Here is a 19,126-nt window from a genome sequence, read left to right as displayed (position 1 = left end):
CAGCCGTGTCGAAATGAGTCTGGAAGCGCGGCTGACCCAGCTCATCATCAAACCGCAGAAAACCGGCGGTGACTTCAAGGAAATTGACCTGCTGGGACGCCAGATTGAACGGCTGGCGCGGGTCAACCGCTACAGTCAGACCGGCAACGAGGCAGACCTTAATCCGAACGTCGCTAACCGCAACAAAGGCGGGCGTCGCAAACCGAAAAAGAATTTTTTCAGTGACGAGGCCATCGAAAAGCTGGAGCAGATTTTCTTTGAGCAGTCTTTCGACTATCAGTTGCACTGGTATCGCGCCGGGCTTGAGCACCGCATCCGCGATATCCTGAAATCCCGCCAGATTGGCGCGACGTTTTATTTTTCCCGCGAGGCGCTGCTGCGCGCCCTGAAAACCGGTCATAACCAGATTTTTCTGTCGGCCAGTAAAACGCAGGCGTATGTGTTCCGCGAATACATCATCGCCTTTGCCCGGCTGGTTGACGTTGACCTGACCGGTGACCCGATTGTCCTGGGCAATAACGGCGCAAAACTGATTTTTCTCGGCACCAACTCCAACACCGCGCAGAGCCATAACGGCGACCTGTACGTCGATGAGATTTTCTGGATCCCGAATTTTCAGGTACTGCGTAAGGTGGCATCAGGTATGGCCTCACAGAGTCACCTGCGCTCGACCTATTTCTCCACCCCGTCCACGCTGGCGCACGACGCCTATCCGTTCTGGTCGGGTGAACTGTTCAACCGGGGACGCGCCAGCGCCGCCGAACGCGTGGAAATCGACGTCAGTCATAACGCCCTTGCCGGTGGGCTTCTCTGTGCGGACGGCCAGTGGCGGCAGATTGTCACCATTGAGGACGCCCTGAAAGGTGGCTGCACGCTGTTCGACATTGAGCAGCTTAAACGCGAAAACAGCGCCGACGATTTTAAAAACCTGTTCATGTGTGAATTTGTTGACGACAAGGCGTCGGTATTCCCGTTCGAGGAGCTGCAACGCTGCATGGTCGACACGCTGGAAGAATGGGAAGACTATGCGCCGTTTGCCGCGAATCCGTTCGGCTCCCGCCCGGTCTGGATTGGTTACGACCCGTCACACCGTGGCGACAGTGCCGGATGCGTGGTGCTGGCACCGCCGGTGGTGGCCGGTGGCAAATTCAGAATACTTGAGCGTCACCAGTGGAAAGGCATGGACTTTGCCACCCAGGCTGAATCCATCCGCAAACTCACCGAAAAATACAACGTCGAATACATCGGTATTGATGCCACCGGCCTCGGTGTCGGCGTGTTCCAGCTCGTGCGCTCGTTCTATCCCGCCGCGCGCGACATCCGCTACACGCCGGAAATGAAAACCGCAATGGTGCTCAAGGCAAAAGACGTCATCCGCCGTGGCTGTCTGGAATACGACGTCAGCGCCACCGACATCACCAGCTCGTTTATGGCTATCCGCAAGACCATGACCAGCAGCGGACGCAGTGCCACCTATGAAGCTAGCCGCAGCGAGGAAGCCAGCCACGCCGACCTCGCCTGGGCGACCATGCACGCCCTGTTAAATGAGCCACTCACCGCCGGTATCAGCACCCCGCTGACATCCACCATTCTGGAGTTTTACTGATGAGCAAGAAAAAAGGGAAAACACCGCAACCTGCGGCAAAAAAAATGACCGCCAGCGCCCCGAAAATGGCGGCATTCACCTTTGGTGAGCCGGTGCCGGTACTCGACCGCCGTGATATTCTGGATTACGTCGAGTGCATCAGTAACGGCAGATGGTATGAGCCACCGGTCAGCTTTACCGGTCTGGCAAAAAGCCTGCGTGCTGCCGTGCATCACAGCTCACCGATTTACGTCAAACGTAATATTCTGGCCTCAACGTTTATCCCGCACCCGTGGCTTTCCCAGCAGGATTTCAGCCGCTTTGTGCTGGATTTTCTGGTGTTCGGTAATGCGTTTCTGGAAAAGCGTTACAGCACTACCGGTAAGGTCATCAGACTGGAAACCTCACCGGCAAAATATACCCGCCGTGGGGTGGAGGAGGATGTTTACTGGTGGGTGCCGTCCTTCAACGAGCCGACACCTTTCACGCCCGGCTCCGTGTTTCACCTGCTGGAGCCGGATATTAATCAGGAGCTGTACGGCCTGCCGGAATATCTCAGCGCCCTTAACTCTGCCTGGCTGAATGAGTCGGCCACGCTGTTCCGCCGCAAGTATTACGAAAACGGCGCACATGCCGGATACATCATGTACGTCACTGATGCCGTGCAGGATCGCAACGATATCGAAATGCTTCGCGAAAACATGGTGAAGTCGAAAGGCCGCAACAACTTTAAAAACCTGTTTCTCTATGCCCCACAGGGAAAAGCCGACGGCATTAAAATTATCCCGCTCAGTGAAGTGGCGACGAAGGACGATTTTTTTAATATCAAAAAAGCCAGTGCCGCAGACCTGCTGGACGCGCACCGCATCCCCTTTCAGTTGATGGGCGGCAAGCCGGAGAACGTCGGGTCGCTGGGTGATATTGAGAAAGTGGCAAAGGTCTTTGTCCGCAATGAGCTTATCCCGTTACAGGACAGGATCCGTGAGATAAACGGCTGGCTCGGTCAGGAGGTCATCCGCTTTAAAAACTACTCACTGGACACTGACAACGGCTGAACATCGCCGCCTGCGGGCGGCTTTTTTACACCCCGTCATCACGCCCTCACACGCTCACCACCGCACAAAACACCCCGCAGACACACCAACGCCCCGGCGCACAATCTAAACGCCATCACGACGCGCTGAGACGCTAAAAAATAAAATCAGCACCACCGCCAGCGCGCAGTGCTTTCCCCGCCTCGCCCGCCCGCTTCGTGGGGCGATTTTAATGCGGTTGCATGACAAATAGAAATGCATGCTAGCCTTTACATAAGGACTACTTAGCAACACTTATATCCTCATGCAAATTCATGCAGGTTCTACATGTAATACTTTGTCTAGACAATATAAAACTTGCACATGTTACAAAAGAAGCCTCTAAAAAAAGCAATGAGGATTCAGCCTATCAAATAACAAAATATCACAAGAACTCAATTACAAATTCATTCTCTTGATACTTACGTCCTAACATAACTTCATGTGCCGTTTCATAATTTGGCTTAACTTTTAAAGATGCATTATTATGTTTCAACAAAGTTTTAGCCCTGTACATTCCTATTCCGCTTCCCGCACGATTACTCTTTTTAGCCATAACACCAGAGTACCCCTCAATAAAGATCTTATCGATCTCATCAGGATTAATTACAAGGCTAACCATCTTAAATGAAATAGATAATTTTTTTGTCTCTGTGTTTTTATCGAAACAAATCACCAACCTCGAATCAGGCTTAATATATTTAACAGAGTTTTCAATTAAATGATACACAGCAACCTGAAAAGTCTCATAATCAATATATACCGTATCATTAGATTCAGCCACTTCAACACGAATTCCCTTATCCGTAAACTCAGGGAAAAAGACATACACTATATTCATTAAAACTCGATGAATACTATGATTTCTCAATGCTATTTTTGGATGCTCACTCAATAAAGCATTATAAACATCTATCTCAGCCTTCATCTTGAGTGTATTTTTTGCAATATTAACTAATGACAATCCTGCATCATATGGGTCTTCAGCCACCTGTTCTTTTATTCTATTTTTCCAACCCGCTCGCTTATCCTGCATAACTTCTTGAGGGATAATAGAGTAAACCTCTTGGATAATATGACCATTGAGAGTAACCAAGTTATGAATCAATCGATTAACATGTTGCTTTGCCTCTTCCTTAGCCTTACGGTGAGCTTCTTGCACGGAAGGAATACCGTCAAGCAACATCTCAGCTTTAGCTCGTGCAACTTTCGAACTCTTAAGCATTGCATCATTTGCTGATATTAATGTTACAACTCCAAATTGATTGGATACTCTTACAGCTCTATAGGCAACTTTATTATATGAGAACTTAACTGACTCTGCCTTCAGAGAGTTGAAGTGCTCTAAAAGCTCCCTCTCAATATTATTGACTAACAAACAACCATCTGTCGTTTCCAACTTATAATAAAAAGACATTTTAAAGCACCATCAAGCAAAACTTTCTACAATTGTCTGGAACTGATAAGGATCTGCATCCTTTGGTAAAAAATCGTCTACCTCTCGAAGAGCTTTATGGAATCTATCACCTGTTTGCTCTGCGGAGTAGATAATGATTTTCTTTTCTGGATATTTTGTTTTCAAAGCGAGAGCCAAGCCCAACCCTTCTTCGTTAGGTGTAATTTCAAGCCCAACCCCTTGTATATCAACAAAGATTATCTTAGCTTCCCTTATTTCGACTTGATCAATACTATCTGCATCCTTAATTAGCTTCGTATGCACCCAACCGGCCTTTTGTAAAATCTTAACTACTTTAAATCTCACTTCATCATCAATAAAAAGTATTTTTGTAGTGTTTTTTTTATAATCCAGATCTTTTTTATCATCCACCATGGCATCATCCTTCTTAGAAGAGTCTAAGTTACCATTATAGATGTTCAAATTGACATTTTGTTCATTTGTAATCGGTTTGGAGTCCTGAACAACAGCCTGTGTTTGGCCTGAAAAGAACTTTTTCCACACGACACTCCCAAGCCACCCAACAATAGTTACACCAACACCACCAAAAGCCCAGTTGATTAAAGGATGAGAAGACGGGTCGAAATCCATGATAACCTCAATAAAATAAGAAAATTCTACTATAAACAAAATTCTTAATTCGATCAATAGCTTAAAAAATCGACACCCGATGTGGTTGGTAGGCTATATGCTGTAGAAGTAGACAATTTCGTTCATCAGTTACTAAAAAACCTCAAACGATAGTAGTTAAGCCCCAATTAATAAAATGTAGTGAATCCACGAAACTCATTTTCAGATGAGTACACAGCTTTATAATTACCATATGAAATCGTGGCCCCGCGCGCCAGCGCCTCAAGCTCCCATCGCTGCGGCCTGATACCGTTCTGAGCAAGGTCAACGCGGATACGAGTAATTTGCAATCGTTCCGACCGGGTCAGTCTGGCCGACGGTGCTATTTCATGTGGTTTTAACGGGCTTCCGTTTCTTTGCTGACGACTTGGCGTTCTCAGCCCGTGTTTTAATGCGCCCCTGAGCGTCCTCACGACCTCCGGGTCATTCCATTCGATAACACCGTCATCAACCAGATTTAGCACTGCTGCGGCGTGCTCAGAAGGTGTGGGAGCCAGTAACGAAGGATCACCACCGGTGAGCTTTCCACAGTTATTGACAGGACTCCGAGGCGCGGCGATGCCGCTTTTTAAAGTCAAAGGCTCCACGACCGGAACTTTCGGCACAATGCGCCAGTCCGTCGTTCTGGTGATATGAATATGACGCGCGCCGAGATGCGGCGCGTAAATGCCGACCACTCTCTCGACTTCTTCCTCGTACTCGTTAACTTCATCCGACGGGCTACGGGCGACTCTGACAGTCTGGCAATCGCGCGGAACATTTGCCCCACCCTGCGCACTGATATACAACGCAAAATCGCCACTGTCTGCGGCAGCGCGTGCAGCCTCGACGCGTTCGTCAAACTCATCAGCAATGCTGACGCCGCGAGGCAATTTGCGTAGTTCACGGTAAGCCCCCATTGTCGGCAGACCAACCGTTTTAAATTGCGGGATGCGCCACGTTGACGCCCATGCAGTAACAGCCGCGGCAGTATCTTTCAGCGGTCTGCCGGTATCGTTATCGAGCTGCCCATCCAGTGCATAGCCGTCGATATTTTTTGAGATGTATTTCGCGATATACCCCGCAGCACCGCCCCGGTTAAGATGTTTTGCCTGAAAACGGTTTCGCGCGGCTCCTCTTTCGTCGCCATCCTCTTTGAGCGCATAGCGACGCATGATTTCGATAATCTGGTTACGCTGGCGTGGATTACAAAAAAGCATCATATGCCAGTGCGGCGTTCCGTCGTGGTGTGGCTCGACGACACGCAAACCGTAGGCCTGTAAATCATTATCCTTGAATGCCGTGCGCATCAGGCTCCAGATACGGCAGAGATAACGCTGCGCATCCTTTGGATTAAATGCCTTATCGTTCCAGCCGTGATTAAGCTGAACGGTTTTACTTTCGCCTTTTCCGACCTGACGTGTCGGGTGATACTTTGACGGTGCGGTCAGCGTGATAAACATCCCCACATCACCCTCTGCAGCGGCGTAACGCTCAATACCGGCAATGGTGTTCATCAGCTCCATCCGGCGAATTTCAGGATTAGAAATACTGCCCATCACCTTACTGATAAGGTCGATGCGCTCGCCGGTTTCCTTATTTTCAAGGTCACACGATTTAAGAAATTCCAGATTTGCCTGGCGGCGTGCACGCACATCACGAATGGCATGTTTACTGGCATAAGGAGAACGGTCTTTATTGACCTCCCCGACAGCAATCAGTAACGCCTCATGCCAGCGCATACGCTGGCCTTTAAGCTGATGAGTCCACCACTCATCGTTAAACAGACGGGCAATGGCAGAATATGCCTGCCTCGTGGTCATCTGCCCTTTACGGTATTTTTTCCAGTAGAGAGGGGAAATATTGAAAGCTCGTGCAGCGCCAGCAACATGACCATACAGGTGAGCCTGCGCCTCATCCGTAAACAGCGATTCTTTCTCGCCATGCGCATCCACCCAGGCATCGCAGAGTTCCTCATACATCATGAAAAGCTGTGATGAGATACGGGCGGCAAACTTTTTCAGCTCCTTGTCATTCATTCCAGGCAAACGCGCATAATGGTCACGCTCTGCCAGAAACAGCAACGACGCGTCGGTGTTCATTTCATGGCGCTGATTCACACGCTCAATGCGCGGCCATAAACGACGCTGAAAAGTGGATGTGAGGAAATAAAACCCGTGCACCGGGCTTTTATTGCGCCGGATGTAGTCATAGCGTGAAGTAAACAGCGAGCGCAAAAAATAAGGCAGGCGGTTAATCGTGGATAAAACACCTTGCACCTGACGCATCTCGTCACGTGTAAGAGGTCTTTCGCGCCCGACAGCCTCGCGTGGCGCGTTCCATGCATAAGCACCGGTAAACGTCTTACCGGTGCCTGCGGCAAATGCTGACGGAGGGACAAAACGCCCGGAGGCTTTAACGGCCATATGAGCCAAAAGCCTCTGAACAACGCCTGCTGAGTTGCTCAACCTGCACGTTTAAATCGGCAAAAGATTTTGCGCTTCCGGTCAGAATATCGTGATGCATCAGGCCGGAAACGAGCTGGCTTAATTTCGGGTAATAACCAACCACCGCCAGCCATTCCTGACCGGCGTTTTTACCGCTTTCCGCTCTCTTTTTCTCGTGGAGAATAAACTGAAAGCTGTCACTGGTAACGACATAACGTTCGCCAATTTCAATACGAATACTCATGCCGTTCTCCGGTAATGTTTGTTTTTTGCTTCAAAGACTGACTGACAGGAAACACAACGCGTGGCTGACGGATAAGCCGCACGACGGGCAGCAGGTATTGGCGCATCACACTCTTCGCAAACCAGCGCAGAAGCACCACAATGTTTTACCCTTGCTGCGTTAATCTGGCGCTCCAGTAATTCAGCCTGTTGTTCCTGAATAAAATCCACATTGTCCGGCATTACCAGCTCCTTTTGTCGTTCAGTTTCTTAAATTCATCAGCGCAATAGCTGGCGATTTCTGTCGTTAATTTTGTCAGTTCATCCACGGAGGAAATTTGCTTGTGAAATACAGCGCGTTTAACAAGTAAATTGACCACATCAGACAGGAGGTTTAATTCACTCTGATAAATCGCGATAACAGATTCAGTTATTTCGCGTTTTTCTTTATCAAGACCAAGTTGAATAAGAGACAAATCGCCATTTTTCATAACGACGATTTTTAAGGCATTGTTCAGTAAAACAACTGAACGAGAACAGGACATCAAAGCACCTCCCCGCGAGACAATCCGATGTTGTGAAATTTTTCCGACTCCTGACTGAGCAGCTCGACTATCTCCACGCGGGATAACTCCGCCTTTGTGATGTGGCGAATCATGGCGTCAAGATGAGAAGAAAAGCGCGTCGCAGCGTCGGCCTGTGCTTCGGTTCTGGCCTGTTGCAGCAGTAATGCGTATTTACCGCACTGATTTTCAGAAACTGTATGCATGACTTTCTCCAGGCAAAAAGAAGCCCCGCACGATTAAGTGCGTTAAAAACTCTGGTTAATTACTTAATGCAGATATTGCTCTGGTTTTACCGACGTCAGAATTGTCGGTGCATACTCAAACAGACTGAATAATTCACGTAATGCACGGAATAAAGCATCACGCCAGTAACATGATTCTTCATTAATTCGCCAGTATGGCTGGTTAAATTCTTTTTCTGTCAGTCGTGCGTGCATAAATAAAGTGCGACGCTGACTGACTGTTAAAAAACTAATATATGCATACTCACTTGCGCCAACCTGACGGCGTTTTGAGAATGCCCCACGCAATTCATCAATTGCACATACCAGTCGTTCACGTTCGACGTCGTTCATTTCTTCAAAACGCATCGTTGCGTGACGCTGTTTTAACTGAGCATGGAAGCAAACCGTTAACCGTTCGCGCTCCATCATCTGATTATAATAATCACATGTATCCTGCCAGCGAGGAACGGCAAGATGCTTACCAATTATCCGGCGCATAGCTGCTGGCTGTTTTTCAACGAGATTGAGCGTCATCACTGTCATTTCCAGACCCTCCGGCTTTTCAGAAAGGTCAGAGCCTTTTTTACCGGACTCTGTTTTTTGGTGCGGATAATGATTCCCTTACGCCCCTTACCGTGGGTGATGGTGAAGTCAATCGCCCTGGGGCTTTCGTTACGCAATAACTGAGCAATACAACGAGGCTCATTCATACGGTTCTCCTTAACGTGGTTCACCGAGACCTAACCACATCAACCAGCCGTCACGAATCTCTTTAGGACGGCTTTCATAAGCCAGTTTTAGTCCGTTATTCCATGCCGGAAGGTATACCCAATATTCACCAGCACGCCCCGATACTGACTGAGGGTCAGTAATCTCAATAACTGGTAATTTCCCTTTCTCAATCATGCCCCTTACAGCTCTTGGAGTTTTACCAATGAGTTTTGCAAACTCCTGATAAGGCACGGCATCAGTCACGCTTACAAGCTGTCTATTCATCTGCTACGATTCTCCCTTAGTGCTTCTAATGGCTCCTAATGGCTAATTATTGCCTAAAAGGATAACTCCAGAAGCACAACATTTCACACTATCAGCAAGAAATTACGCAATCGGAGTAATTATGTCAATAGACGTTTCGGAGAAGTTGAAGCTAATCCGTGAATCTGAAAGGTTAAACCGTAAAGAATTCAGTGAATTAACTGGTGTAGCCTACAGCTCACTTTCGAGCTATGAGAGCCGGTCAAAAAACGCTGGAGTTGAAGCCATAATGAAGGTCTTACAACATCCTAGATTTACTAAATATACTTTGTGGTTCATGACTGATCAGGTAGCTCCAGAAGCCGGGCAAATTGCGCCCGCTCTCGCACACTTTGGGCAAAACGAAACAACGTCGCCCCACTCCGGTCAAAAGACTGGTTAACAATTTATCGTGAATATATTCATCACAAGTGCCTACTATTGGTGGCTAAATTTCAGCCACCACGAAAAAAGCGATTAGTAGTAGCAAAAAAAAGTACCACTCGGAGGGTTTTCTGATGGCAATCAAAAAACTCGATGATGGTCGATATGAAGTGGACATCCGCCCTACTGGACGTAATGGAAAACGCATCCGTAGGAAGTTTGATAAGAAAAGCGAAGCTGTCGCTTTCGAAAAATACACGTTGTACAACCACCACAATAAAGAATGGCTATCAAAACCAACAGACAAACGACGTCTGTCGGAACTGACACAGATCTGGTGGGATTTAAAGGGTAAACACGAAGAGCATGGGAAATCTAATCTTGGAAAAATTGAAATCTTCACAAAAATAACGAATGACCCATGCGCATTTCAAATCACGAAATCCCTTATCAGCCAGTACTGCGCCACCCGAAGAAGTCAGGGTATTAAACCTTCGAGTATCAATCGTGATTTAACATGTATTAGCGGCATGTTTACAGCCCTGATTGAAGCGGAGTTATTCTTTGGTGAGCACCCTATCAGAGGGACAAAGAGGCTTAAGGAGGAAAAACCAGAAACAGGCTATCTCACACAGGAAGAAATTGCCTTACTGCTTGCAGCACTTGACGGCGACAATAAAAAGATTGCGATTCTTTGCCTGAGTACAGGAGCACGTTGGGGAGAAGCAGCTCGTTTGAAAGCAGAAAATATCATCCATAACCGCGTCACGTTTGTTAAAACGAAAACAAACAAACCACGCACCGTCCCGATCTCAGAGGCTGTTGCCAAAATGATCGCGGATAACAAACGAGGTTTTTTATTCCCTGATGCTGATTACCCTCGCTTCAGACGAACAATGAAAGCAATAAAACCGGATTTGCCAACGGGGCAAGCCACACATGCACTAAGGCACAGCTTTGCCACTCATTTCATGATTAATGGAGGAAGTATTATCACGCTACAACGGATACTAGGTCACACGCGGATTGAGCAAACTATGGTTTACGCTCATTTTGCGCCAGAGTACCTTCAGGACGCCATTTCTCTTAATCCGCTAAGAGGTGGTACTGAGGCCGAGAGTGTCCACACAGTGTCCACAGTAGAGTAACGTTTAAGGGCTTTCAGTGGTAATTTATGCCGCTCAAACCCGCATTGTACCGTTGAAAGCCCCTACTGGTGACACCCTAAATATCCCTTACACGGGCTTATTTTTTATGTATAAGCCGTATCCTGGTAACCGTCTTCCATTGACCACATCGAAAGAATCTCCCTTCATAGCACGATGCCTTTCACTTATTGGCATCGTGCTCGCACAGGTTCCGGTTACGCACAGCCAGAACGCGCATGTTTGATGCTTACTAAAAAATATTCTCACTCTCCACATTTGAATGTCAGACGAGCGACGCCATGTAATCCTGCACCTTCTGTCTTCAGGTCAACTATCTGCATTTTTTTGCCCTGAGTAACACAGAAATGAGTTGCATCATTTTTTACTATATTTTCTGCACCAGATATTCTACCCCTGGCTAAAGAAGCTTCGGCTTCGGTGTAGTATTGGTTATCCAGTTTACGCTGAATATTACTTTTATATGCAAGGCCAAATTTACCGATACTTGTCTCATCATTATGCACAGCACAACCAGACATAAGAAAAACACTAATTAATGATATAGCAGCTATCTTTTTCACCTTACCTTCCCCCATTAATTACCAACGACATTCTCTAGTGTTTAAATATAATAATGGCATGATTATTATAATAGAATAGGATTATAATAAATGTTCTGTACAACATTTCCTACATAAGTAGGAATTACAGACATGGTGGCCCTTCCGGGTAACCCCATGGGGGACTTTAATATATTTTGAATAGTATATTGAAGATGCCACTGTTTAGTTGAATATTAGGTATATTCTCTTTTTTAAAAATTTATCAGTGGCTACCGTTAATATTCGCTGTCCCCATTGTAAGCTCCTGGTGGTAAGCACTGAATCCCCATACCTGAACTGACTTTTTATCCTCCGACTTTCATCCTGTTCTGACTCCACCTTTTCTTTTCTGCTCTACACTATCTACAGACCAATCATAAAGGCACATACGATCATGGCAGAATTTCCCGCCAGCTTACTGATTCTTAATGGCAAAAGTACTGACAATCTACCCTTGCGCGAAGCAATTATGCTGTTGCGTGAGGAAGGAATGACGATCCATGTGCGGATCACCTGGGAGAAAGGCGATGCTGCACGATTTGTAGAGGAGGCCCGGAAGTTAGGTGTCGCAACAGTGATTGCCGGTGGTGGCGATGGCACCATTAATGAAGTTTCTACGGCATTGATTCAATGTGAGGGGGATGACATACCCGCGCTGGGAATTTTACCATTAGGAACTGCCAATGATTTTGCCACCAGTGTAGGGATTCCTGAGGCACTGGATAAGGCGCTGAAACTGGCAATTGCCGGTAACGCCATTGCGATAGATATGGCGCAGGTCAACAAACAAACCTGTTTTATTAATATGGCGACAGGCGGGTTTGGGACGCGTATTACCACAGAAACGCCGGAAAAATTAAAAGCCGCGCTGGGTGGCGTCTCTTACATCATTCATGGCTTAATGCGCATGGACACTCTGCAACCGGACCGTTGTGAAATCCGCGGTGAAAACTTTCACTGGCAAGGTGACGCCCTGGTCATTGGTATTGGTAACGGGCGTCAGGCCGGTGGCGGTCAACAATTGTGCCCGAACGCATTAATTAACGATGGCTTGCTGCAACTGCGCATTTTTACCGGCGATGAAATTATTCCGACTCTCGTATCAACCTTAAAATCTGACGAAGATAACCCGAATATTATCGAAGAAGCTTCGTCGTGGTTTGATATACAAGCCCCACACGAAATCACTTTTAATCTTGATGGCGAACCGTTGAGTGGGCAAAACTTCCATATTGAAATACTTCCGGCGGCGTTGCGTTGTCGATTACCACCAGATTGTCCATTGTTGCGTTAATCAAACTATTCTCTGTTGAACCAGGGATAATCCGTAATGCCGGATGCGGTGTAAACACCTTATCCGGCATACAGAACAATACTACACCGTAATTAATTTTACCCGTGTCTTCTGCAATGCCAGTTTATCCACCTCAGACACAGCATCATCGGTAATAATAATGTCAATTTTTTCGATTGGCAGTACCTGATTAAAACCGCGACGATTAAATTTCGATGAATCGAGAACGGCAATCACTTTATTCGCCGCTGTCACCATCGCACCGCTAACGGAATAACCTTCATTAAAGGTCGTAATACCATTAACCGCATCAATACCATCAGCACCGACAAACATTAAATCGGCATTAATATCCTGCAGGGAACGTTCAGCAATAGATCCATGCATAGATCGCGTTTTATGGCGGACCGTGCCACCGCAGACGACCAGAGTAATGTCTTTATTTTCGGAAAGGGCAAACGCCGCCGGGAGACTGTTGGTAATCACCGTGATATTTTTGGCGGTCATTAATCCTTCGGCGATAAGCATTGTGGTACTTCCGCTGTCGAGAATAACGGTCATCCCTTCGTGGATCATTTTGACTGCCGCCTGCGCTATTCTGTTTTTCGGCGCGCTGGCGAGCTGAAATCGCTCTTTAAACCCGACTTCCTGGGTCTCGGTTTCGCTATTACCGGACATTATTTTCGCCGCACCGCCATGAAAGCGCGTAACCACGCCTTTTTGTTCGAGAAAGCGCAAATCGGCACGGATTGTCGCTTCCGAGGCAGCAAATACTCCCGCCAGATCCTGAACAAGCACGGTTCCCTGTTCATTCACTAATTGGATGATCTTATTCCTTCGCTCGAATGAATTCATCGTCATTTACCCATATTCAATTGTGGCTAGTGTAAACGAAGGGGGACCATTGGTGAATGATCTGTTTTGCACAATACCGGGCCTGCATCACGCTGGCCCGCGGTTTCAGGGAATGAGCAACACTTTGCCCGGCATGGCATTACGAGCGATGTCACGCACCGCCTGGGCGAAGCTTTCAAAGCTTCCACGGTGAGCGATTAATGGCTCCAGGCTTAACTTACGTTCTGTCAGCAACCGGCTCGCCGTTTCCCACTCCTGCCCCGGCCAAGGGCTGGAGTAGTTCATCCAACTGCCGATAACCGTCAGCTCTTTACGCAATATTTTGCCAAACGTTGCAGATGTTAAATGCAGATCCTGATGCAACGTGCCCACCAGCGCCAGTTGGGCATGAGGACCGGCAATCTCTACCGCCAGTTCGACGGTTTGCGGGACGCCAGCCGTCTCGAGGATAAGCTGATTAAAGCGCAGATCGCGTAAAACGCCCTGTATTTGCGGCGCGCTCATTTCACGGCTGTTAAATGTTTGCATCGCACCGAAAGATTTTGCCAGTGCCAGTTTTTCTGAGCTAATGTCGATAGCCGTCACACTCTTTGCTCCCAGCGCGACAGCGCACTGAATTGCCAGCAGGCCAATGGTTCCGGCACCAATAATAATAACGTTTTTATTCTCACATCCTTGCGCTAAATGGAACGCATGCAGGCCAACGGTAATCGGTTCAATAAAAGCGCCATCCTCAATAGGCATATCCGCAGGTAGTGCAAAGACATTGTTTCGCTTAACGACAATATATTCGGCAAATCCACCATCACGCCGTGAGCCAATAAAATCATATTTTGCGCACTGGGAATAAAACCCTTTCAGACACTCTGGACAAGTAAAACAGGGTAATAACGGCACACAGGCAACCGCATCGCCGGGGTGTAAATCATCAACACCGGATCCCACCGCATCAATATAGCCACTAAATTCATGGCCTAACGTTATTGGATAATAATGTGCACCATTTTTAAATATCCTGGGTAAATCGGAACCACATAAGCCCGAGCTGGCAATTTTTACCCGCACCTCATCCTGATGTTTAATTTCAGGAATGACGCTTTCTGCTACGCGCACGATACCATCAGTATCATTCACCACTGATTTCATAAAAACTCCTGATTGTTAAGGGGGATAACCTCCCCCTCAGGTAAAAATTATTCTGCGAGAACGACTTTCTCTTGTTTGATAAAGCCGCGCGCCCTACGCCAGGTCATGAAAATACCGGTGAGATAAATGGCGCCGATAATAATGAAACCGGGAATATTTTGCGGGGAGAAAACCTGAATCAGTAACCAGGTAATGGGAGAACCGCCCTGATCCATTGAAGCCACCATACCCCCGGCTTTTAACGCGCCCGCATTAGCCGCCAGTTGGGTGTGCAAACCAATAGTTTGCGTCGCGATCCACAGGGTGATGCTCATAATGATGACACCCGAGATTAAGGTGCGGAACAGATTTCCACGATGCACCGCGACCGCCATCGCCACAAAGAAGCCGATGGTGGCAAGGTCGCCAAACGGCAGCACCTGATTACCCGGCACACAAACAGCAATTAAAATGGTGAGTGGAATAAAAATCAGGCTTGCCGATACCACCGCCGTATGTCCCAGCAGCAACGCCGGATCAAGGCCAATCAGGAACTCCTGACCGCCGAACTTCGCCTGTAAACGACTACGGGCCTGCTTAGCGATGGGCGTTAAACCATCCATGATGGGTTTAATCACCCGTGGCATCAGCAGCATAACTGCCGCCGTTTTTACCGCCAGCTGCAATACACCTTTGACATCGTAACCCGCGAGGATGCCGATAATCAGCCCCATCACAAAACCCACGGTGACCGGTTCGCCAAAAGGGCCAAATTTGCGCTGAATATCATCGGCGCTAAATTTAATTCGGTTAACGCCTGGGATTTTCTCGATGATAGCATCGACCAGCACCGCAATCGGCCCCATATACGCCGACGTACCGTGCGGAATAGCAATGCCTTCCAGCTCAAAGAAATTTCGGGTATCGCGGGCAAACCAGTCGCCGAGCTTATAAACAAACGCCGCGTGAATTACCACACCCGCCATCCCTATCATCCATGAACCGGTTGCCAGATGCAGCAACGCGCCGGTGAAGGTCATATGCCAGATATTCCAGATATCAACATTTACCACCCGCGTCATACGGGTCAGTAACATCGCCACGTTAACCAGAATCGCAATCGGAATCGCCACCAGCGCAATTTGCGACGCCCAGGTCATGGGTGAAGAGCCCGGCCAGCCGACATCGACCACATGCAGATTCAGGTCGAAATTTTCCGCCATCGCTTTCGCCGCCGGGCCAATGGAATCCAGCATTAAGCCAATCACAAGGCCAATGCCAACAAAGCCAATCCCGATATGCAGACCTGCTTTAAAGCAATCGCCTGCCTTCATGCCTAATATTTTAGAAAACATAATGATGACAATCGGCAGCATCACCGTAGGGCCGAGGTCGAGAATATACCGCATGACTTCTGAAAACATAGGTCACCCCTGTAAGATAGTCAGAATTTTATTTTGTAATGCTTCGATACCGACACCAGAAACAAAAGGCATGCCGTGAACTAACGGAATATCGCCAAAACTACGATCCACCCTGGCAGTGGTGCATATCAAATGCACGCCATCCATATAGGTTTCTATTTCATTAACCCGACACTGGATTAATTCAACAGGAATATTATGACTCTGACACAACTCTTTAATTTCTTCCGCCGCCATCGTGGAGGTCGCAACCGCGCCTCCGCAAGCGACAATAATCTTGCGTTTCATAAATAGTCCTTTTTATTGTTACAGAGGGATTTATTCGTCTGAATCTAAAACATACTTTGTGAAGTATTCCTTTAACTGAGTTTCAGGAAGAGTAATTAGTGTCTCGACGATATCGGGCTGTTGTAACTTGCCAAATAAACAGCGTAAAAGTTTCAATTGCTGCTGCGGATTTTCCACAATCAACGCAATAACCAACGATACCGCCACGTCGTTATCATCATCCGCTTGCTGAAAATGAACTTTATTTGTTGGCCTTAACAGATAAATGGCTGACGACTTAGCATGAATCGCCTCACAATGCGGTATTGCAATGGCGTGCTGCTCAAGCATTATCCCGGTAGGGAATTCTGCTTCTCTGGCAATTAATGCCTGTGGCCAGGTATCATGAACCACACCTTTCGCGAGCATCTCATTACCGATATGGGTTAAAACTTCGCTACGATCGACAAAAGAAATTCCGCTACGAACAAACAGGTTAGTCATATACCGTCCTTATTCCGCACAGCCGTAGCGATAGGCGCGCAAAACATCATAAATTTTATCCATAATAAGCTGATGCGGTATTGCTGATAATTCCCCGGACTGAATGCGTTCAAATTGTTTCGGAAGATACTGACTAATCATGCCCAGTGGGATGTCCACGCCTTCCAGATTCACCATCATCGTTTCGACGCTATTTTTAATCCGGCTATGCGGCCAGTAATAACGAATACGATCCGACAGGCTGTAATGAATATCCAGCAATGAATCGTTAAAACCCGTGCGATAATATTTTTTCCAGTATTGCGGTTCGTCGAGCATCACTTCTTCAATCACCGCCAGACAACGGCTACGATTTTCTGGAGCGATGAGTTCCTGCTCAATTTGTGCCAGCGCAAATATCGCCTCGCGTAACGCAAAGGTTAATGCCGGACCGACTTTCAAAATTGCAAAATGATCGCGAACTAATTCCCGATAGGCCGTCTGAGTCTGGTAATCGGTGGAATGCGCTTCATAAACCATTTTGGTTTTTTCTATCCATTGCGCCAACGCCTGAGCTTCTTGCGCCTGATAATGAATAATATTGCTATGGTCAAATTCCACACCCGGCTGCACCACGATGGCAATCACGCGTGTTAACGCCTCTGCCAGACCACGGGCAATAAAGGCCTTTTGATGCGTGCGTAAAGTATTGGCGGCATCTTCAACCTGGGTGATGTGTACTGACTGAATGGCGCTGGCCTCACCGCCCGGAACCGGAACTTCGGTGCCAATGACATAGTTCAGTTGCTCACGCTGGCAATCAGTCGCCACACTTTCCGCCGCCAGACAAAGCACAGCGGCACGTTCAGCAACCGTTTCTGGCGCTAACGGTATGGAATCGTCAGCGCAGGACATTGACGCATCAAGATGAATTTTACTGAAGCCGGCACGAACATATGCCTTTACCAGCTCGACGGATTTTTCCATCGCCGCATCCGCATTTTCTTGCTGCCAGCAGTTTGGTCCCAGATGGTCGCCGCCGAGAATAATACGCTCACGAGCAAATCCGACTTTATCGGCAATCGCAAAAACAAATTCGCGAAAGTCTGCCGGTGTCATTCCGGTATAACCGCCAAATTGATTGACCTGGTTTGACGTTGCTTCAATCAGCACTTTACGCGTGCTGTTGCGATCAAATGCCAGCGCCGCTTCGATAACCAACGGATGTGCAGAACAGACTGAACATATGCCAATATGTTCACCAGCTTTATGCCGGGCAATTAACGTTTTCATGTTTTTTCCTTGTTAAATGGCAGGTGCGTTATGCCCTGCCCTCGCAGCCACAATCGGCAATCACTTTGCTCACCACATCGCGCATTGCAGATTTAGCCGACTGCAAATAATCACGGGGATCGGTCGCTTCGGGGTGCTCGGTCAGGTAATTTTTTAACGCCTGCGAGAAGGCATTTTTTAGCTCTGTTGCAACGTTGATTTTGCATATCCCCAGTTTGATGGTTTGCTGAATATCCTTAGTCGATAATCCTGACGCGCCATGCAGCACCAGCGGTAAATTCACCCACTGGCGAATGTTCTCCAGTCGAGAAAAATCAAGCGCCGGTGCTCTGGCATACATACCGTGAGCCGTGCCGATGGCGACCGCCAGGGAATCAATCCCGGTTGCCTCGGCAAATTCACGCGCCTGAACGGGGTTGGTATAAAAAGCATCGGCTTCATTGACTTGCACATCATCTTCCTGGCCGCCAAGTTGCCCCAGCTCCGCTTCGACGCTGACATCAAAGCGATGGCAAAAATCCACCACCTCTTTGACCCGTGAAATATTTTGCGCAAAAGGCAAATGCGAGGCGTCAATCATGACTGAGCGCACGCCAGAACGAACCTTCTGAGCGATATCGTCAAATTTTGTGTGATGGTCGAGATGAATTGCCAGTGGATGGTGATATTGCTTCGCCATCGCGCTGACCAGCGCCATCAGATTTTCTGTACCGGCATGAGTAAATGTGCCGGGCGTTCCGGCGATGATGACCGGCGCATGCATGCTGGCAGCGGTTTCCACCACCACTTGCATCGTTTCGAGATTGTGAATATTGAATGCCGGAACCGCATAACCGCCGCGCTGCGCGTTGTTCAGCATCTGCTTTGTCGATACCACGTACATTTTCACATCCTGTCGTTTATTTTCGATTTCAAAACATAATGAAATTATTTGTTTTTAAATGTCGAGATAACGATCACAAAAACGACAATATGAAAATTGTTCGAGGAATGAAAGGCAAAAAAAACGGCCTCCCGGGGGAAGCCGTAACAAAGTACGCGTGGTTTTATGCCGG

23 protein-coding genes are annotated in these 19,126 nt (G+C 47.7%); 5 read left to right on the top strand and 18 right to left on the bottom strand.

The window, feature by feature from the left end; genetic code table 11:
- On the top strand, positions 1 to 1,606 hold a 1,606-nt coding region (locus tag ACJHYO_RS14485), incomplete at its 5' end, for a terminase ATPase subunit family protein (protein WP_410232495.1).
- Positions 1,606 to 2,640, top strand: coding sequence for a phage portal protein (locus ACJHYO_RS14480; protein WP_001607696.1), 1,035 nt, complete (start codon positions 1,606 to 1,608; stop codon positions 2,638 to 2,640). The genes ACJHYO_RS14485 and ACJHYO_RS14480, both read left to right, overlap by 1 nt.
- Positions 2,641 to 3,043: 403 nt before the next feature.
- Here the strand turns inward: ACJHYO_RS14480 and ACJHYO_RS14475 are convergent, their stop codons facing one another.
- The 10 genes from ACJHYO_RS14475 to ACJHYO_RS14430 form a co-directional block, all read right to left on the bottom strand.
- Complete coding sequence (locus tag ACJHYO_RS14475; protein WP_113415494.1) at positions 3,044 to 4,075, bottom strand: HAMP domain-containing histidine kinase; 1,032 nt, start codon at positions 4,073 to 4,075, stop codon at positions 3,044 to 3,046.
- 12 nt (positions 4,076 to 4,087) lie between these two features.
- Positions 4,088 to 4,705: a hypothetical protein gene (locus ACJHYO_RS14470; protein ID WP_176600426.1), complete on the bottom strand. Its 618-nt coding sequence runs from the start codon at positions 4,703 to 4,705 to the stop codon at positions 4,088 to 4,090.
- Between the two features lie 167 nt (positions 4,706 to 4,872).
- Entirely contained in the window at positions 4,873 to 7,149 is a 2,277-nt protein-coding gene (locus tag ACJHYO_RS14465) for a replication endonuclease (RefSeq protein ID WP_171865120.1), read from the bottom strand.
- Positions 7,139 to 7,414: a DUF5405 family protein gene (locus tag ACJHYO_RS14460; RefSeq protein WP_001565038.1), complete on the bottom strand. Its 276-nt coding sequence runs from the start codon at positions 7,412 to 7,414 to the stop codon at positions 7,139 to 7,141. The genes ACJHYO_RS14465 and ACJHYO_RS14460 overlap by 11 nt, the downstream gene beginning before the upstream one ends.
- Positions 7,411 to 7,635: a TraR/DksA C4-type zinc finger protein gene (locus tag ACJHYO_RS14455; RefSeq protein ID WP_001113264.1), complete on the bottom strand. Its 225-nt coding sequence runs from the start codon at positions 7,633 to 7,635 to the stop codon at positions 7,411 to 7,413. Before ACJHYO_RS14455 ends, ACJHYO_RS14460 begins: the two co-directional genes overlap by 4 nt.
- Positions 7,635 to 7,937, bottom strand: a complete 303-nt coding sequence (locus ACJHYO_RS14450) for a DUF5405 family protein (RefSeq protein ID WP_021540633.1) — start codon at positions 7,935 to 7,937, stop codon at positions 7,635 to 7,637. The genes ACJHYO_RS14455 and ACJHYO_RS14450 overlap by 1 nt, the downstream gene beginning before the upstream one ends.
- Positions 7,937 to 8,161 (bottom strand): DUF2732 family protein, encoded by a 225-nt coding sequence (locus tag ACJHYO_RS14445; protein WP_000557703.1) that lies wholly within the window; start codon positions 8,159 to 8,161, stop codon positions 7,937 to 7,939. Before ACJHYO_RS14445 ends, ACJHYO_RS14450 begins: the two co-directional genes overlap by 1 nt.
- 63 nt (positions 8,162 to 8,224) lie before the next feature.
- Positions 8,225 to 8,725: a hypothetical protein gene (locus tag ACJHYO_RS14440; RefSeq protein ID WP_000217671.1), complete on the bottom strand. Its 501-nt coding sequence runs from the start codon at positions 8,723 to 8,725 to the stop codon at positions 8,225 to 8,227.
- Entirely contained in the window at positions 8,722 to 8,892 is a 171-nt protein-coding gene (locus ACJHYO_RS14435) for a hypothetical protein (RefSeq protein WP_001752359.1), read from the bottom strand. The genes ACJHYO_RS14440 and ACJHYO_RS14435 overlap by 4 nt, the downstream gene beginning before the upstream one ends.
- 10 nt (positions 8,893 to 8,902) lie before the next feature.
- Entirely contained in the window at positions 8,903 to 9,178 is a 276-nt protein-coding gene (locus ACJHYO_RS14430) for a regulatory phage cox family protein (RefSeq protein ID WP_001081582.1), read from the bottom strand.
- Between the two features lie 121 nt (positions 9,179 to 9,299).
- Between ACJHYO_RS14430 and ACJHYO_RS14425 the strand changes: the two genes are divergently transcribed.
- Together ACJHYO_RS14425 and ACJHYO_RS14420 are read left to right on the top strand one after the other, a co-directional pair.
- On the top strand, positions 9,300 to 9,599 hold the full coding sequence (locus ACJHYO_RS14425) for a helix-turn-helix domain-containing protein (protein WP_000020919.1): 300 nt from the start codon (positions 9,300 to 9,302) through the stop codon (positions 9,597 to 9,599).
- 115 nt (positions 9,600 to 9,714) lie between these two features.
- The gene (locus ACJHYO_RS14420; RefSeq protein WP_000985261.1) at positions 9,715 to 10,728 is read left to right on the top strand and encodes a site-specific integrase; all 1,014 of its coding nucleotides are present in this window, start codon (positions 9,715 to 9,717) and stop codon (positions 10,726 to 10,728) included.
- A 263-nt stretch (positions 10,729 to 10,991) separates the two neighbouring features.
- Here the strand turns inward: ACJHYO_RS14420 and yegR are convergent, their stop codons facing one another.
- Entirely contained in the window at positions 10,992 to 11,309 is a 318-nt protein-coding gene (yegR, locus tag ACJHYO_RS14415) for a protein YegR (protein WP_001441996.1), read from the bottom strand.
- 415 nt (positions 11,310 to 11,724) lie between these two features.
- On the opposite strand from yegR, the gene yegS reads away from it, so the two are divergent.
- Positions 11,725 to 12,624 (top strand): lipid kinase YegS, encoded by a 900-nt coding sequence (gene yegS, locus ACJHYO_RS14410; protein WP_016233358.1) that lies wholly within the window; start codon positions 11,725 to 11,727, stop codon positions 12,622 to 12,624.
- An 81-nt stretch (positions 12,625 to 12,705) separates the two neighbouring features.
- Here yegS and ACJHYO_RS14405 read toward each other — a convergent pair whose 3' ends face one another.
- From ACJHYO_RS14405 to gatY, 7 genes are all read right to left on the bottom strand, one after another.
- Positions 12,706 to 13,479 carry a DeoR/GlpR family DNA-binding transcription regulator gene (locus ACJHYO_RS14405; RefSeq protein ID WP_001367074.1) on the bottom strand — a complete coding sequence of 258 codons (774 nt, stop codon included), beginning with the start codon at positions 13,477 to 13,479 and terminating at the stop codon, positions 12,706 to 12,708.
- Positions 13,480 to 13,584: 105 nt separating this feature from the next.
- The gene (gene gatD / locus ACJHYO_RS14400) at positions 13,585 to 14,625 is read right to left on the bottom strand and encodes a galactitol-1-phosphate 5-dehydrogenase (RefSeq protein ID WP_000844230.1); all 1,041 of its coding nucleotides are present in this window, start codon (positions 14,623 to 14,625) and stop codon (positions 13,585 to 13,587) included.
- Between the two features lie 47 nt (positions 14,626 to 14,672).
- Positions 14,673 to 16,028 carry a PTS galactitol transporter subunit IIC gene (locus ACJHYO_RS14395; RefSeq protein WP_001467958.1) on the bottom strand — a complete coding sequence of 452 codons (1,356 nt, stop codon included), beginning with the start codon at positions 16,026 to 16,028 and terminating at the stop codon, positions 14,673 to 14,675.
- A gap of 3 nt (positions 16,029 to 16,031) precedes the next feature.
- Complete coding sequence (gene gatB / locus ACJHYO_RS14390; protein ID WP_000823288.1) at positions 16,032 to 16,316, bottom strand: PTS galactitol transporter subunit IIB; 285 nt, start codon at positions 16,314 to 16,316, stop codon at positions 16,032 to 16,034.
- A 30-nt stretch (positions 16,317 to 16,346) separates the two neighbouring features.
- Positions 16,347 to 16,799, bottom strand: coding sequence for a PTS galactitol transporter subunit IIA (gene gatA, locus ACJHYO_RS14385; protein ID WP_000182899.1), 453 nt, complete (start codon positions 16,797 to 16,799; stop codon positions 16,347 to 16,349).
- 9 nt (positions 16,800 to 16,808) lie between these two features.
- A complete protein-coding gene (gatZ, locus tag ACJHYO_RS14380) occupies positions 16,809 to 18,071 on the bottom strand; it encodes a tagatose-bisphosphate aldolase subunit GatZ (RefSeq protein WP_000853834.1) in 1,263 nt (420 codons plus the stop codon).
- 28 nt (positions 18,072 to 18,099) lie between these two features.
- Entirely contained in the window at positions 18,100 to 18,954 is an 855-nt protein-coding gene (gene gatY / locus ACJHYO_RS14375) for a tagatose-bisphosphate aldolase subunit GatY (RefSeq protein ID WP_000289800.1), read from the bottom strand.
- Positions 18,955 to 19,126 lie beyond the last annotated feature (172 nt).

Source organism: Escherichia sp. WS1118 (assembly GCF_046487695.1).
GTDB classification, from domain to species: Bacteria; Pseudomonadota; Gammaproteobacteria; order Enterobacterales; family Enterobacteriaceae; genus Escherichia; species Escherichia coli.
This window is presented reverse-complemented; position numbering and strand designations above follow the sequence as displayed.

What these genes read in the sequence shown, in the direction of transcription:
- ACJHYO_RS14480 (WP_001607696.1), top strand. Translation starts at nt 1,606, where the DNA reads ATGAGCAAGAAAAAAGGGAAAACACCGCAACCTGCGGCAAAAAAAATG.
- ACJHYO_RS14475 (WP_113415494.1), bottom strand. Translation starts at nt 4,075, where the DNA reads ATGTCTTTTTATTATAAGTTGGAAACGACAGATGGTTGTTTGTTAGTC.
- ACJHYO_RS14470 (WP_176600426.1), bottom strand. Translation starts at nt 4,705, where the DNA reads ATGGATTTCGACCCGTCTTCTCATCCTTTAATCAACTGGGCTTTTGGT.
- ACJHYO_RS14465 (WP_171865120.1), bottom strand. Translation starts at nt 7,149, where the DNA reads ATGGCCGTTAAAGCCTCCGGGCGTTTTGTCCCTCCGTCAGCATTTGCC.
- ACJHYO_RS14460 (WP_001565038.1), bottom strand. Translation starts at nt 7,414, where the DNA reads ATGAGTATTCGTATTGAAATTGGCGAACGTTATGTCGTTACCAGTGAC.
- ACJHYO_RS14455 (WP_001113264.1), bottom strand. Translation starts at nt 7,635, where the DNA reads ATGCCGGACAATGTGGATTTTATTCAGGAACAACAGGCTGAATTACTG.
- ACJHYO_RS14450 (WP_021540633.1), bottom strand. Translation starts at nt 7,937, where the DNA reads ATGTCCTGTTCTCGTTCAGTTGTTTTACTGAACAATGCCTTAAAAATC.
- ACJHYO_RS14445 (WP_000557703.1), bottom strand. Translation starts at nt 8,161, where the DNA reads ATGCATACAGTTTCTGAAAATCAGTGCGGTAAATACGCATTACTGCTG.
- ACJHYO_RS14440 (WP_000217671.1), bottom strand. Translation starts at nt 8,725, where the DNA reads ATGACAGTGATGACGCTCAATCTCGTTGAAAAACAGCCAGCAGCTATG.
- ACJHYO_RS14435 (WP_001752359.1), bottom strand. Translation starts at nt 8,892, where the DNA reads ATGAATGAGCCTCGTTGTATTGCTCAGTTATTGCGTAACGAAAGCCCC.
- ACJHYO_RS14430 (WP_001081582.1), bottom strand. Translation starts at nt 9,178, where the DNA reads ATGAATAGACAGCTTGTAAGCGTGACTGATGCCGTGCCTTATCAGGAG.
- ACJHYO_RS14425 (WP_000020919.1), top strand. Translation starts at nt 9,300, where the DNA reads ATGTCAATAGACGTTTCGGAGAAGTTGAAGCTAATCCGTGAATCTGAA.
- ACJHYO_RS14420 (WP_000985261.1), top strand. Translation starts at nt 9,715, where the DNA reads ATGGCAATCAAAAAACTCGATGATGGTCGATATGAAGTGGACATCCGC.
- yegS (WP_016233358.1), top strand. Translation starts at nt 11,725, where the DNA reads ATGGCAGAATTTCCCGCCAGCTTACTGATTCTTAATGGCAAAAGTACT.
- ACJHYO_RS14405 (WP_001367074.1), bottom strand. Translation starts at nt 13,479, where the DNA reads ATGAATTCATTCGAGCGAAGGAATAAGATCATCCAATTAGTGAATGAA.
- gatD (WP_000844230.1), bottom strand. Translation starts at nt 14,625, where the DNA reads ATGAAATCAGTGGTGAATGATACTGATGGTATCGTGCGCGTAGCAGAA.
- ACJHYO_RS14395 (WP_001467958.1), bottom strand. Translation starts at nt 16,028, where the DNA reads ATGTTTTCAGAAGTCATGCGGTATATTCTCGACCTCGGCCCTACGGTG.
- gatB (WP_000823288.1), bottom strand. Translation starts at nt 16,316, where the DNA reads ATGAAACGCAAGATTATTGTCGCTTGCGGAGGCGCGGTTGCGACCTCC.
- gatA (WP_000182899.1), bottom strand. Translation starts at nt 16,799, where the DNA reads ATGACTAACCTGTTTGTTCGTAGCGGAATTTCTTTTGTCGATCGTAGC.
- gatZ (WP_000853834.1), bottom strand. Translation starts at nt 18,071, where the DNA reads ATGAAAACGTTAATTGCCCGGCATAAAGCTGGTGAACATATTGGCATA.
- gatY (WP_000289800.1), bottom strand. Translation starts at nt 18,954, where the DNA reads ATGTACGTGGTATCGACAAAGCAGATGCTGAACAACGCGCAGCGCGGC.